This window comes from Variovorax sp. Soil_C_17, from assembly GCF_057657265.1.
This window is the reverse complement of record NZ_JBDGIT010000008.1, coordinates 120,493-133,356: the sequence shown is the minus strand read 5'-3', so window position 1 is coordinate 133,356 and position 12,864 is coordinate 120,493. Positions and strand designations below refer to the sequence as shown.

Genomic DNA, 12,864 nt, shown 5'->3' with positions numbered 1-12,864 from the left:
GATGCTGCGCGAACTGGCGCGTCCCTACGTCGCGGCCTTCGCCTCGCGCTTTCTGCAGATGCTGCAGTACCGCACCGCCGCGCTCGCGGGCTTTGCCACGCAGTGCTGGTGGGGCGGGATCAAGGTGATGGTGCTGGCTGCGTTCTACGGCGGCGCGTCGATGGCGGCGGCGCCGATGTCGCTCGCGCAGGCGGTCAGCTACACCTGGCTCGCGCAGGGGCTGCTCGCGCTGCTGCCCTGGCTCGGCGACCCGGAGGTTGCGCTGGCCGTGCGCACCGGTGCCGTGGCCTACGACCGCCTTCGGCCGGTGGACGCCTACGCGCTCTGGTTCGCCCGCAGCGCAGGCTGGATCGCGGCGCGCGTGTTGCCCCGCTTGGCGCTGATGGCGGTCTTTGCGGCCATCGCACTGCCGCTGGCGGGTTGGAGCGATTGGGCCTGGAAGCCGCCGGCAAGCGCCGCGGCCGCAGTCGCGTTCCTCGCATCGGCCGTGCTCGCGCTGCTGCTGTCCGCGTCGATGGTGATGCTGCTCAACATCGCGGCGGCCGCGGCGCTCGACGAGCGCGGCATCAACGCGCTCGCGGCCCCGGTGGTCATCGTGTTCTCGGGCAACCTGCTGCCGCTGGTGCTGCTTCCCGACGCATGGCAGACCGCGCTGCTGCTGCAGCCCCTTGCCGGCGTGGTCGACATTCCCGCGCGGCTGTATTTCGGGTTGATGAGCGGCGCGCAGGCGCTGGTAGGGCTGGGGTTGCAGTGCTTCTGGCTCGTCGCGCTGGTTGCGCTCGGGCATCAGGCCATGGACCGCACCATGCGCAAGCTGGAAGTGCAGGGCGGCTGACATGGGCTCGGCCGCGCTCTTTCTTCGCCTCGTGAAGGCCTCGCTCCTCGGGCAGGCACGCTATCCGGCCTCGGCCTCGATGCTGACGCTGGGGCAGTTCCTGGCCACCGGCATCGAGGTGATCGCCATCTGGGCGCTGTTCCATCGCTTCGGCGACGTGCAGGGCTGGACCCTCGGCGAGGTGGCGGTGTTCTACGGGCTGGCGAACTGCATGTTCGCCATCGCCGATGCGCTGGGGCGCGGCTTCGACGTGCTGGGCACGGAGTTCCTGCGTACCGGGACTTTCGATCGTCTGCTGCTGCGCCCGCGTCCGCTGGCGTTGCAGCTGATGGGGCATGACGTTCGCGTGAGCCGCCTGGGCCGGCTGATGCAGGGCGTGGCGGTGCTGGCCTTCGGCACGGTGCAGGCGGGCGTGGCGTGGACGCCGGAGGCGGTCGCCGTCGCGCTGTTCGCGCTGGCCGGCGGCGTGTCCTTGTTCCTTGGCATCCTGGTGCTGCAGGGCACGCTGGCGTTCTGGACCGTGGAGAGCCTGGAGATCGCCCATGTGCTGACCTATGGCGGCGTGCAGGCCGCGCAATACCCGCTGGCGCTTTATGCGCGATGGTTCCGGCGCGTGCTGACCTTCATCGTGCCGCTGGCCTGCGTGGCCTACTACCCGGTGCTGGCCATCCTGGGAAAGGCCGATCCGCTGGGTGCGCCGAGGTGGGCCGGGATGGTGTCGCCGCTCGCGGGGTTCGTGTTTCTCGCGGCGGCTTTCATGGCGTGGCGCCTCGGGCTGCGCCACTACACCTCGACGGGCAGTTGAGCCCGCGTCAGCCGGCGCTCTGCAAGGCGAGCCCTGCGTGCTCCCGCAGCGGATGGAAGTGGATCTTCGGAAAGCGCTCCTGCGCCAGCCGCACGTCGTACGGCGAGGTGCACAGGAAAGCCAGCGTATCGGCCGCGTCCTTGGCCATGCGCGCCGGATAGGCGTTGACGAACTCGCGCAGCTCGGCCGGGCTGTCGGCCGTGATCCAGCGCGCGCCCGTGTACTGGCAGCCCTCGAGCCGCACGTCGGCGTCGTATTCGGCCTTCAGGCGGTGCTGCACCACTTCGAACTGCAGCTGGCCGACGGCGCCCAGCAGCATCGGGCCGCCGACCTCGGGCCGGAACACCTGGATCGCACCTTCCTCGCCCAGCTGGGCCAGGCCCTGCTGCAACTGCTTGGTGCGCAGCGGGTTCTTCAGGATCACGGTCATGAAGAGCTCTGGCGCGAAGAAGGGCAGGCCGGTGAACTGCAGGCTCGCGCCGTCGGTGATGGTGTCGCCCAGCTGCACCCCGCCGTGGGTGGTGAAGCCCACGATGTCGCCTGCGTAGGCTTCTTCGACCGCTTCGCGCCGCTGGCTCATGAAGGTCACCACGCTGGTGGGCCGCAGTTCCTTCGCGGTGCGCTGCACCTTGAGCTTCATGCCCGGCGTGTACTTGCCCGAGGCCATGCGCACGAAGGCGATGCGGTCGCGGTGGTTGGCGTCCATGTTGGCCTGCACCTTGAAGACCACGCCCGCGAAGTCCTTGTCCTCGGGCCGGATTTCCTTCACCACCGGCTGGCGGTTGACCACCGTGGTGCTGGTGCGCGAGCGCGGCGAGGGCGCCAGGTCGACCAGGGCGTCGAGCACTTCCATCACACCGAAGTTGTTCACGCCGGAGCCGAAGAACACGGGCGTCTGCTTGCCCGCGAGGAAGGCCTCGCGGTCCCAGGTGGGCGAGGCGCCGGTGGCCAGTTCCATGCTTTCCATGGCACTTTCGAAGTCGGTGCCGAAGCGCTTCGCCAGCGTCTCGCGCTCGGTCAGCGCGATCGTCTCGAAGTCCTGCGGCAGTCGCTCGCTGCCCGACTCGAACACCGTCATGGCCTGCGTGCGCAGGTTCATGATCCCGCGGAAGGTCTTGCCCTGGCCCACGGGCCAAGTCATCGGCACGCAGGGCATGCCGAGCTCGCGCTCCACCTCGTCGAGGATGTCGAGCGGCTCGCGCACCTCGCGGTCCATCTTGTTGACGAAGGTGATGATGGGCGTGTCGCGCTGGCGGCAGACCTCGATCAGGCGGCGCGTCTGCGCTTCCACGCCGTTGGCTGCGTCGATCACCATCAGGGCGGAGTCGACGGCGGTGAGCACGCGGTAGGTGTCTTCGGAGAAGTCCTTGTGGCCGGGCGTGTCGAGCAGGTTGATCACGTGTTCGCGATAGACCATCTGCATCACCGAGCTGGCCACCGAGATGCCGCGCTGCTTCTCGATCTCCATCCAGTCGGAGGTGGCGTGGCGCGAGGCCTTGCGCGCCTTCACCGAGCCGGCGATCTGGATCGCGCCGGAGAAAAGCAGCAGCTTCTCGGTCAGCGTGGTCTTGCCGGCGTCGGGGTGGGAAATGATCGCGAAGGTGCGGCGGCGGCGGGTTTCGGAGGCGAAGGACATGGGGAGGCGGAAATCGAAAGCGGCCGCAGAAGCCGGCCGAACCCGCAATTATCGATGCCGGTGGCGTTCGGGCGGCGCTCGGGTAAAATCCGCCGCTTCCGAGGAGCGTTGCAGCGCCGCCAGGCGTGAGGCTCGGACCCCATCGCAACCACGCTCAACCGCTGTTCCCGCGGTGAGTTCTTCCCCCGACCGCAGCGGCATCATTCAAACTTGTTTGGAGCCAACATGAGCGCCGTTCTCAAATCCACCGCCGACCAGGCGATCGCCGACCTGTCCCTTGCCGCCTGGGGCCGCAAGGAAATCAAGATTGCCGAAACCGAGATGCCCGGCCTGATGGCCATCCGCGACGAGTTCGCCAAGAGCCAGCCGCTGAAGGGCGCGCGCATCACCGGCTCGCTGCACATGACGATCCAGACCGCGGTGCTGATCGAGACGCTGCAGGCCCTGGGCGCCACCGTGCGCTGGGCCTCGTGCAACATCTTCTCCACCCAGGACCACGCAGCCGCCGCCATCGCGGCCGCCGGCACGCCGGTGTTCGCGATCAAGGGTGAATCGCTGGAGGACTACTGGGACTACACCCACCGCATCTTCGACTTCGGTCCCAAGGGCGCGGCCGGTGAAGGCCCGAACATGATCCTGGACGACGGCGGCGATGCCACGCTGCTGATGCATCTGGGCCAGAAGGCCGAGAAGGACCAGGGCGTGCTGGCCAACCCGACCAGCGACGAGGAGCGCATCCTCTACGCCGCGATCAAGGCCAAGCTGGCTGTCGACGCGACCTGGTACACCCGCAAGTCGGCCGAGATCATCGGCGTGACCGAGGAAACCACCACCGGCGTGCACCGCCTCAACGAAATGAGCGCCAAGGGCACGCTGCTGTTCCGTGCCATCAACGTCAACGACTCGGTGACCAAGAGCAAGTTCGACAACCTCTACGGCTGCCGCGAGTCGCTGGTGGACGGCATCAAGCGCGCCACCGATGTGATGATCGCCGGCAAGGTGGCGCTGGTGGCCGGCTACGGCGACGTGGGCAAGGGCTCGGCCCAGGCCCTGCGCGCGCTGAGCGCCCAGGTGTGGGTGACCGAGATCGACCCGATCAACGCATTGCAGGCCGCCATGGAAGGCTACCGGGTCGTGACCATGGAATATGCGGCCGACAAGGCCGACATCTTCGTCACCACCACCGGCAACAAGGACGTCATCACGCACGACCACATGGCCGCGATGAAGGACCAGGCGATCGTCTGCAACATCGGCCACTTCGACAACGAAATCGAGGTCGCCTCGCTCGAGAAGTACGAGTGGGAAGAGATCAAGCCGCAGGTCGACCACGTGATCTTCCCGGATGGCAAGCGCATCATCCTCTTGGCCAAGGGCCGGCTGGTGAACCTGGGCTGCGGCACCGGCCATCCGAGCTACGTGATGAGCTCCTCCTTCGCCAACCAGACCATCGCCCAGATCGAGCTTTTCACCAAGCCCGACGCCTACCAGCCCGGCAAGGTCTACGTGCTGCCCAAGCACCTGGACGAGAAGGTTGCGCGCCTGCAGCTGTCCAAGCTCGGCGCCCAGCTGACGGTGCTGACGGATGCCCAGGCCGCCTACATCGGCGTCGACAAGAACGGTCCGTACAAGCCGGACACCTACCGCTACTGAGCGGGAGCCGCGCCGCATCGTGCGCGCCGACCAATTGCTCGTCGAACGCGGCCTGGCGGCCTCGCGCTCCCAGGCCGTGCGTCTGATCGCGGGCGGCCTGCGCTGGCACGATGGTGCGCGCTGGCGCACGGTAAGCAAGAACGCCGAGGACCTGCCTGTAAATGCCGAGCTGGAACTGCTCGACGCAGCCGAGGCACGCTATGTCTCGCGCGGCGGCCTCAAGCTCGAGGGCGCGCTGGCCGCGGCGGGCATCGATGTGCGCGGCAGGCGCTGCCTCGATGTCGGCCAGTCGACCGGCGGCTTCACCGATTGCCTGCTGCAGCAGGGGGCAGCGCATGTGGTGGGCGTCGACGTCGGACACGGGCAGTTGCATGCGCGACTGCGCGGCGATGCGCGCGTCACGGCGGTCGAGGGCGTCAATGCACGCGCGCTCGATCGGTCGGCGTGGGCCGCGGCATCGCCGGCAGACGTGCAGTTCGACCTGATCGTCGGTGACCTGTCCTTCATCTCGCTCACGCTGGTGCTGCCGGCCCTGCTACCCTTGCTCGCCACGACGGGTGAACTTCTGATGCTGGTCAAGCCTCAATTCGAACTGCAGCCGGCACGGATCGGCAAGGGCGGCATCGTGCGCGATGCCTCGCTCTATCCGGTGGTCGAGCAGCGCCTGCGCACGGCCTGCGACGCGCTCGGCCTGCAGGTGCGGGGCTGGTTCGACAGCCCCATCGCGGGCGGCGACGGCAACCGCGAATTCTTCATTCATGCCGCTTTCGCGAGCGGCCCACCAGGAGCCGGCCGTGCGCCTTCCGTTGAGCTTTGAGTTCTTCCCACCCAAGACGCCCGAAGGCGTGGCCAAGCTGCGTGCCGTGCGCCAGCAGCTCTATGCGCGCCAGCCCGAGTTCTGCTCGGTGACCTATGGCGCCGGCGGCTCCACGCACGATGGCACCTTCGGCACGGTGCGCCAGATCCTGGAAGAGGGCGTCGATGCGGCCTGCCACTTCTCGTGCATCGGCGCGACCCGCGCCACCGTGCGCGAGCAGCTCAAGGAACTGAAGGCGATGGGCGTCAAGCGGCTCGTGGCGCTGCGCGGCGACCTGCCCAGCGGCTACGGCATGGGCGGCGAATTCCATTACGCGAGCGACTTGGTCGCCTTCATTCGCGAAGAGACCGGCCGCGACTTCCACATCGAGGTCGCCTGCTATCCCGAGGTGCATCCGCAGGCGCGCTCGCCCGAGGCCGACCTGAAGGCGTTCGCGGCCAAGGTGCATGCCGGCGCCGACTCGGCGATCACCCAGTATTTCTTCAGCCCCGAAGCCTATTTCCGCTTCGTCGACGAGGCCCGCAAGGCGGGGCTCGACACGCCGATCGTGCCGGGCATCATGCCGATCACCAGCTCCACGCAGCTGATGCGCTTCTCCGATGCCTGCGGCGCCGAGATTCCGCGCTGGATCCGGCTGCGGCTGCAGGGCTTCGGCGACGACACGGCATCGATCAAGGCCTTCGGCCTCGACGTGGTGAGCGAGCTCTGCGCACGCTTGGCCAGCGGTGGTGCGCCGGCGCTTCACTTCTACACCATGAACCAGTCGGTGGCGACGCTCGCGTTGCTGGAGCGGCTGGGCTGGGAAGGATGAGGGGGGTCCGGCTCGCGAAACGACTCGCGCTGGTTCTGGCGGCCGCCGCGCTGGCTGCCTGCACCACCCCGCCGGCTCCGCCGCCCCCTTCGAACGTTGAAAGCGGCACCGGCCTGCGCCCGCTGGCGCGCCAGCCCGCGTTGCCGCCCGGCGCACCGGCACGCTCGCAGGTGCCGTCGGTGCGCTACGACCTCGCGGTGTCGGGCACGGGGGAGGACGATGGCGTCCCGGGCGACGAGGGGCCGCACGAGATCTTCGAGCGGGGTGGCGCTTCGTGGTACGGCATCCAGTTCCATCAGCGCAAGACCGCGAACGGCGAGCGCTTCGACATGACGGCGATGACCGCCGCCCACAAGACACTGCCCTTCAACACCCGCATCTGCGTGCGCAGCCTGGTCAACGGGCGCGAGGTGCTGGTGCGCATCAACGACCGCGGGCCCTACTCGGCCGGGCGCATCATCGACCTCAGCCGCGCCGCGGCGGATGCGCTGGGCATGCTGGGGCTGGGGATCAAGCAGGTCGCGCTGTCGATCGTGGACAAGAACACGACGCGCTGCGGCGACACGGCGATCGACCCCGCGACGATCGATGCGCCTGCGCCGGAAGCCGTGGCCGCGAAGCCGGCCAGGACCTCCGCGCCCCGGCGCACCCGCGAGGTCCAGCCGCGCCTGCGGCGCTGAGACCGGTGCGGCTCAGCCGCCGTGGTCGAGCGAGAAGGCCGCGTGGCGGTCCTGCGCGAGGCGCTTCGCCATCTGCGGCAGGGCCGCCTCGAGCTGGGCCTTCAGCGTGAAAGGCGGGTTGATCAGGAACATGCCGCTCGCGGGCAGCCCCGGACGGTGCGTGGCGCCGGTCGCGTCGGTCAGGATCTTGCTCGACTTGACGGTCAGCGTTGCGTGCAGCCAGGGCTTGCCGGCCTTGGTGGCCAGGGTCTTGAGGCGGCGCGGCAGGTCATGCGACTCGGGCCGCGGAATGATCGGGTGCCAGATCGCGTACGTGCCGGTCGCGAAGCGCTTGAGCGCCTCGGCCACGAAGTCGAGCACGCGCCCGTAGTCGCTCTTGATCTCGTAGCTCGGGTCGCACAGCACCAGCGCACGGCGCGAGGGCGGCGGCAGGAACTTGGTGGCGCTGCCGAAGCCGTCCTCGTGCAGCACAACGATGCGGCGGCCGGCCTCCAGCTGGGCAATGTTGGCGCTCAGCGTGCGCGAGTCGGTCGGATGCAGCTCGAAGAGCTTGAGCTTGTCGTGGTCGCGCAGCAGGTGCTGCACGATGAAGGGCGAGCCGGGATAGATGCGCGCGCCGCCCTTGGGGTTGAAGTCGCGCACCACGGCGAGGTAGCGCGCCAGGGCGTCGGCGAGCGGGGCCGGGTCGGGGTGGGGCTGGGTCTCGGAGACCAGCCGCAGCACCCCTTCGGCCGCTTCGCCGCTGGTGCCGGCGTAGTCGCCGTCGAGCCGGTACAGCCCGGCGCCGGCGTGGGTGTCGACCACCGTGAGGGCGGTGTCCTTCTCGAGCAGGTGCTCGAGCGCGGCAATCAGCACCGTGTGCTTGAGCACGTCGGCGTGGTTGCCGGCATGGAAGGCGTGGCGGTAGCTGAACATGAGAATTAGTGCCTGGAAGAAGAATGGGTTACGGCTAGACTCTCGCGCCGTTACAACCAATAACAGAGGGATCGAGGAATGCGAGGAGCCAACTGGCGATTTTGGGGCCTGTGCGCATGCGCGGGCGTTCTGTCTATTCTGACGGGCTGCGCCTCCGTCACGCACGGCACCACCCAGTCGATCAAGATCGAGACGCTCACGCCAGGCGGCCAGGTGGTCGACGGCGCCGAATGCAAGGTGGCCAACGACAAGGGCGAGGCCCTCGCGTTGTCCGGCCAGAGCGTGCCGGTGCGGCGTTCGGGTGGCAATCTCTCGATCCATTGCACGCAGGCCGGGCAGGCCCCGGCGGGCGGACAAGCGGTGTCGCGCGTGAACGGGGGCATGGTGGGCAATATCCTGATCGGCGGGCTGATCGGAGTGGCCATCGATGCCGGCAATGGATCGGGCTTCAATTATCCGAGCTGGATGCAACTGGTTTTCGGGGAGCAGCGCTACTTTGATCGGAGCGCGCAGCAGGGCGACCAAGCCATGCCGGGCGTCGTGCTCGGCACGACTCAGATGGCCGCCGCGGCGCCCAGGAAGGAACTCGAGAAGAGTCCCGCCGATCGCGTTCCTCAGGCGCCGCAATCCACGCCCGAGCCCGCGCCCGTCGCGCGCGCACCTGCTCCGCCACCTCCCGGCCCGGGTGCTGCGCCGCCGGCGCGGGTCTCGATGGACGACCTCAACGCCTTGCTGCCCGCAAAGCCGTGACGCGCGCGAAAATGATCAGAGCCGCCCTTTGGTTGGGCGGCGCCCTCGCCGCGGGGAGCGCGCAAGCGCTGGAGCCCGAGGCGCTGTTCGCCAAGGTGTCGCCCGGTGTCTGGATCGTGCGCACCTTCGACGCCCAGGAGCGCCCGCTGCGCGGCGGCAGTGCCGTGGTGGTGGGAACCGGCCGGCTGGTCACAAACTGCCACGTGCTGGCCAAGGCGAGCAGCCTGATGATCCGGCGAGACAACGTCAGCTATGGGGCGACTCTCGAGTTTCCCGATGTGGAGCGGAATCTGTGCCAGATCAAGGTTGCCAATTTCCGCGAGCCTGCGCTCCCGATCGCGCCGGCGGGCTCGGCCCGGGTCGGGCAACGGGTCTACGCCATCGGCAGCCCGCGCGGCCTGGAGAACACGCTCAGCGAAGGCATCCTCTCGGGCCTGCGTGACGGCGATGAGGGCCAGCTGCTGCAGACCACGGCTGCCATATCTGCCGGCACCAGCGGCGGCGGGCTGTTCGACAGCGAGGGGCGCCTTCTGGGCATCTTGACCTTCGGCAACCGCGAGGCGGGCAGCGCCAACTTCGCCGTGCCGGCCGAATTCGTCGCGGAGATTCCTGCCCGGGCGCAGGCAGCGCTGGCCCGGCGGCCACGTCTGGAGGATGGCGCCGGGGCAAGGCCGGCAGACGCGCGCCGGCCGGGCGAGCCGCTGCGCGCCGGCGATGCCCTCGAATACGTGCGCGTCGACCATCTCACCGGCAACCAGTCGCCGGTCGTGTATCGGCTGGATCGCATCGCGGGCGATGAGCTGTTCTTCAACATGGGCGGACGCGTCGAAAAGGCGGATGGGCGAGTGGTCTCCGTGACTTCGCCGATCGGGGGCATGTTCGATTCCTCCTCGCCGCCGGGCGGCTGGGGCCGCAAGGACGTGAAGCCGGGCATGCGCTGGCACATGGACTTCATGGGGAGCACGGCACCCCGATACCGCCACGATCTGGATGCCACGGTCTTCGGCGAGCGGACGATGCGTGTGGATGGAGCCGACATTCGGGTCCTGCAGATCGTCTACACGGGCTGGATCTATGCTGCTGCCGGTGCCGGCGCTGCCACCAGCGGCACGCGCTTCGATGCCACGGCCTGGTACTCCTACGAACTCGGGCGGGTCGTGCGCTTCGAGGCCGAGCACCGCGCGTTCAACAATCCGGTCAGCACCAGGGAGTCGTTAGAGTTGGTCCGCGTGCTCCGCTAGCGCCGCCGGCAGATTTGCCCGTCTATTCTCTTTTTTCATATAATCGCGGGCTTCGCAGCGTTCGAGTGGCCCCGCGGCGGAGCATTTCATCCCACCTAAGAGATTCCCGTCAGAGGAACACCGACCGTGGAAAAGGGCCCGCCAAACCACTTCCTTCCAAGGAAAACTCATGACCAAAACGTTCAGCGCCAAGCCCGCTGACGTGACGCACGAGTGGTTTGTGATTGACGCGACCGACAAGGTCCTCGGACGAGTAGCCAGCGAAGTTGCTCTCCGTTTGCGCGGCAAACACAAGGCCATTTACACGCCTCACGTCGATACCGGTGACTTCATCGTCATCATCAACGCAGCCCAGCTGCGCGTCACCGGCGCCAAGCCGCTTGACAAGGTGTACTACCGCCACTCGGGCTACCCGGGCGGCATCACGGCCACCAACTTCCGCGACATGCAAGCCAAGCATCCGGGCCGCGCCCTGGAAAAGGCCGTCAAGGGCATGCTGCCCAAGGGTCCCCTGGGCTACGCCATGATCAAGAAACTCAAGGTGTACGGCGGTGCAGAGCATCCGCATACCGCCCAACAGCCCAAAGTGCTGGAAATCTAAGGAGCCTTGAGATGATTGGTGAATGGAACAATGGCACCGGCCGTCGCAAATCCAGCGTCGCCCGCGTGTTTCTGAAAAAAGGCTCCGGCAAAGTCACGGTCAACGGCAAGGACATTGCCGAGTACTTCGGCCGCGAGACCTCGATCATGATTGCCAAGCAACCGCTCTTCCTGACCGGCAACGTCGAGACCTTCGACATCATGGTCAACGTGGCAGGCGGCGGCGAATCGGGCCAGGCGGGCGCGACGCGCCACGGCATTACCCGCGCGCTGATCGACTACGACGCATCGCTCAAGCCGGTGCTGAGCCAGGCCGGCTTCGTGACCCGCGACGCCCGCGAGGTGGAGCGCAAGAAGGTCGGCCTGCATTCCGCACGCCGCCGCAAGCAGTTCTCGAAGCGCTGATCGGTCCTCCGATCGCTTTGGGCTTATTGCTCGCACTGCCAAAAGGCCGCCTTCGGGCGGCTTTTTGGTTATTGCAGTAGCATCTTTCCGTTGGCCGCTCCGTTCGGCCCCCCACAGGAGTCCTCTTCCCATGAGTGCCGTTGCCGAAAACGTTCAAACCCAGATGCCCGACCCGATCGTCTTCACGGACAGCGCAGCCGCCAAGGTGGCCGACCTGATCGCCGAAGAGGGCAATCCCGACCTCAAGCTGCGCGTCTTCGTTCAGGGCGGCGGTTGCTCGGGCTTCCAGTACGGATTCACCTTCGACGAAATCGTCAACGAGGACGACACGACCATGACCAAGAACGGCGTGTCCCTGTTGATCGATGCCATGAGCTACCAGTACCTGGTCGGCGCCGAGATCGACTACAAGGAAGATCTGCAAGGCGCCCAGTTCGTGATCAAGAATCCCAACGCCACCAGCACCTGCGGCTGCGGATCCAGCTTCTCGGCCTGAGGGCGTGAGCGCCAGACAAAAGCCGCCTTCGGGCGGCTTTTTGCTGCCCGTCGTTTACTTACCAGGGGCGCCTCGGTTTCGACGCGACTCAGGCCGGGTAGATCGCGCCCAGCACGCGCGCCCCGCGCGCGCCCGTGACGCTCGCGAGGTTCCCGGATTCGCGGCGCATCGTGCTGCGCCCCAGCCATGCAAAGGCGGCCGCCTCGACCTGCTGAGGCGGCAGGCCGCGCTCGGCCGAGGAGAGGACCTGCATCCCGGGCAGCAGGGCGCGCAGCCGCGTCATCAGGTGGTCGTTGAGCGCGCCGCCGCCGCAGACGATCAGCAGGCGGATGCCCTCGCCATGGCGTTGCAGCTCGGTGGCGCAGACCAAGGCCGTCAACTCGGCCAGCGTCGCCTGCACATCGGCAGGCTGCGCAGCGGCGCCGCCCAGGCGAGCGGCCAGCCAGCTTGGATTGAACAGGTCGCGGCCGGTGCTCTTGGGCGGCGACTTGGCGAAGTAGGCGTCGGCCAGGCAGCGCGAAAGCAGATCGGGCAGCACGCGACCGGTGGCGGCCCAGCGGCCGCCGGTGTCGAAGGGCTGGCCGATGTGGCTCTGGCACCAGTGGTCCAGCAGCGCATTGCCGGGACCGCAGTCGAAGCCCAGCACCGTGCCTTCGCCCGCCGGCAGCAGGCTCAGATTGGAAATGCCGCCGATGTTGAGCACCGCCACCGCCTGTTCGTCGCGGGCGAACAGCGCCCGGTGGAAGCCCGGCACCAGAGGCGCGCCCTGGCCTCCTGCCGCGAGGTCGCGGCTGCGGAAATCGGCTACCACGCAAATGCCGGTGAGCTCCGCGACCAAGGAGGGGTTGTTGATCTGCAGGGTGTAGCCGACATCGTCGAACTCGCCCGGCCGGTGCCGCACGGTCTGCCCGTGGGCGCCGATGGCGGTCACGGACGCGCGAGAGGTTCCGGTATCGGCAAGGAGTTGCTCGACCACGCCCGCATACACCCGCGCAAGCCCGTTGCCGGCCAGCGCGGCGCGGTGCAGTTCGTTGTCGCCACCGAGGGTGTTGAGCGCCATCAGCTCGGCGCGCAGCGAGACCGGGAAGGTCGCCGTGGCATGGGCGCGTACGGCGATTCGCCCACCGGAGAAGTCGGCCAGGACGCCGTCGACGCCGTCGAGCGAGGTGCCGGACATCAGGCCGATGAAGAGTTCTTCAGCCATGCCGACGGCGATGTGA

14 protein-coding genes and 1 riboswitch are annotated in these 12,864 nt (G+C 67.9%); of the genes, 11 read left to right on the top strand and 3 right to left on the bottom strand.

The window, feature by feature from the left end; all coding sequences use genetic code 11:
- Position 1: 1 nt before the first annotated feature.
- On the top strand, positions 2–835 hold the full coding sequence (locus AC3A6Y_RS28140; RefSeq protein WP_487871593.1) for an ABC transporter permease: 834 nt from the start codon (positions 2–4) through the stop codon (positions 833–835).
- A gap of 1 nt (position 836) precedes the next feature.
- Positions 837–1,640, top strand: a complete 804-nt coding sequence (locus tag AC3A6Y_RS28135; protein WP_487871528.1) for an ABC transporter permease — start codon at positions 837–839, stop codon at positions 1,638–1,640.
- A 7-nt stretch (positions 1,641–1,647) separates the two neighbouring features.
- Here the strand turns inward: AC3A6Y_RS28135 and AC3A6Y_RS28130 are convergent, their stop codons facing one another.
- The gene (locus tag AC3A6Y_RS28130) at positions 1,648–3,276 is read right to left on the bottom strand and encodes a peptide chain release factor 3 (RefSeq protein WP_487871527.1); all 1,629 of its coding nucleotides are present in this window, start codon (positions 3,274–3,276) and stop codon (positions 1,648–1,650) included.
- A gap of 95 nt (positions 3,277–3,371) precedes the next feature.
- Positions 3,372–3,439, top strand: a riboswitch (S-adenosyl-L-homocysteine riboswitch).
- A gap of 62 nt (positions 3,440–3,501) precedes the next feature.
- Between AC3A6Y_RS28130 and ahcY the strand changes: the two genes are divergently transcribed.
- The 4 genes from ahcY to AC3A6Y_RS28110 are packed head-to-tail and all read left to right on the top strand — an operon-like array spanning position 3,502 to position 7,237.
- Positions 3,502–4,929, top strand: coding sequence for an adenosylhomocysteinase (ahcY, locus tag AC3A6Y_RS28125; protein WP_487871526.1), 1,428 nt, complete (start codon positions 3,502–3,504; stop codon positions 4,927–4,929).
- A gap of 19 nt (positions 4,930–4,948) precedes the next feature.
- Positions 4,949–5,746 (top strand): TlyA family RNA methyltransferase, encoded by a 798-nt coding sequence (locus AC3A6Y_RS28120; protein WP_487871525.1) that lies wholly within the window; start codon positions 4,949–4,951, stop codon positions 5,744–5,746.
- Positions 5,724–6,557, top strand: coding sequence for a methylenetetrahydrofolate reductase [NAD(P)H] (gene metF / locus AC3A6Y_RS28115; RefSeq protein ID WP_487871524.1), 834 nt, complete (start codon positions 5,724–5,726; stop codon positions 6,555–6,557). The genes AC3A6Y_RS28120 and metF overlap by 23 nt, the downstream gene beginning before the upstream one ends.
- The gene (locus AC3A6Y_RS28110; RefSeq protein WP_487871523.1) at positions 6,554–7,237 is read left to right on the top strand and encodes a septal ring lytic transglycosylase RlpA family protein; all 684 of its coding nucleotides are present in this window, start codon (positions 6,554–6,556) and stop codon (positions 7,235–7,237) included. Before metF ends, AC3A6Y_RS28110 begins: the two co-directional genes overlap by 4 nt.
- Positions 7,238–7,249: 12 nt before the next feature.
- On the opposite strand, the gene AC3A6Y_RS28105 is transcribed toward AC3A6Y_RS28110, so the two are convergent.
- Entirely contained in the window at positions 7,250–8,152 is a 903-nt protein-coding gene (locus AC3A6Y_RS28105) for a 23S rRNA (adenine(2030)-N(6))-methyltransferase RlmJ (RefSeq protein ID WP_487871522.1), read from the bottom strand.
- A 78-nt stretch (positions 8,153–8,230) separates the two neighbouring features.
- Between AC3A6Y_RS28105 and AC3A6Y_RS28100 the strand changes: the two genes are divergently transcribed.
- The 5 genes from AC3A6Y_RS28100 (at position 8,231) to erpA (ending at position 11,644) form a co-directional block, all read left to right on the top strand.
- Positions 8,231–8,902 (top strand): hypothetical protein, encoded by a 672-nt coding sequence (locus AC3A6Y_RS28100; RefSeq protein ID WP_487871521.1) that lies wholly within the window; start codon positions 8,231–8,233, stop codon positions 8,900–8,902.
- Between the two features lie 11 nt (positions 8,903–8,913).
- Entirely contained in the window at positions 8,914–10,143 is a 1,230-nt protein-coding gene (locus AC3A6Y_RS28095; protein ID WP_487871520.1) for a S1C family serine protease, read from the top strand.
- A gap of 169 nt (positions 10,144–10,312) precedes the next feature.
- Complete coding sequence (gene rplM, locus AC3A6Y_RS28090) at positions 10,313–10,744, top strand: 50S ribosomal protein L13 (RefSeq protein WP_066704192.1); 432 nt, start codon at positions 10,313–10,315, stop codon at positions 10,742–10,744.
- An 11-nt stretch (positions 10,745–10,755) separates the two neighbouring features.
- Positions 10,756–11,148: a 30S ribosomal protein S9 gene (gene rpsI, locus AC3A6Y_RS28085; protein WP_487871519.1), complete on the top strand. Its 393-nt coding sequence runs from the start codon at positions 10,756–10,758 to the stop codon at positions 11,146–11,148.
- Between the two features lie 130 nt (positions 11,149–11,278).
- Positions 11,279–11,644, top strand: a complete 366-nt coding sequence (gene erpA, locus AC3A6Y_RS28080) for an iron-sulfur cluster insertion protein ErpA (RefSeq protein WP_106557718.1) — start codon at positions 11,279–11,281, stop codon at positions 11,642–11,644.
- An 88-nt stretch (positions 11,645–11,732) separates the two neighbouring features.
- Here the strand turns inward: erpA and AC3A6Y_RS28075 are convergent, their stop codons facing one another.
- Positions 11,733–12,848 (bottom strand): anhydro-N-acetylmuramic acid kinase, encoded by a 1,116-nt coding sequence (locus AC3A6Y_RS28075; protein ID WP_487871518.1) that lies wholly within the window; start codon positions 12,846–12,848, stop codon positions 11,733–11,735.
- Positions 12,849–12,864: the final 16 nt, after the last annotated feature.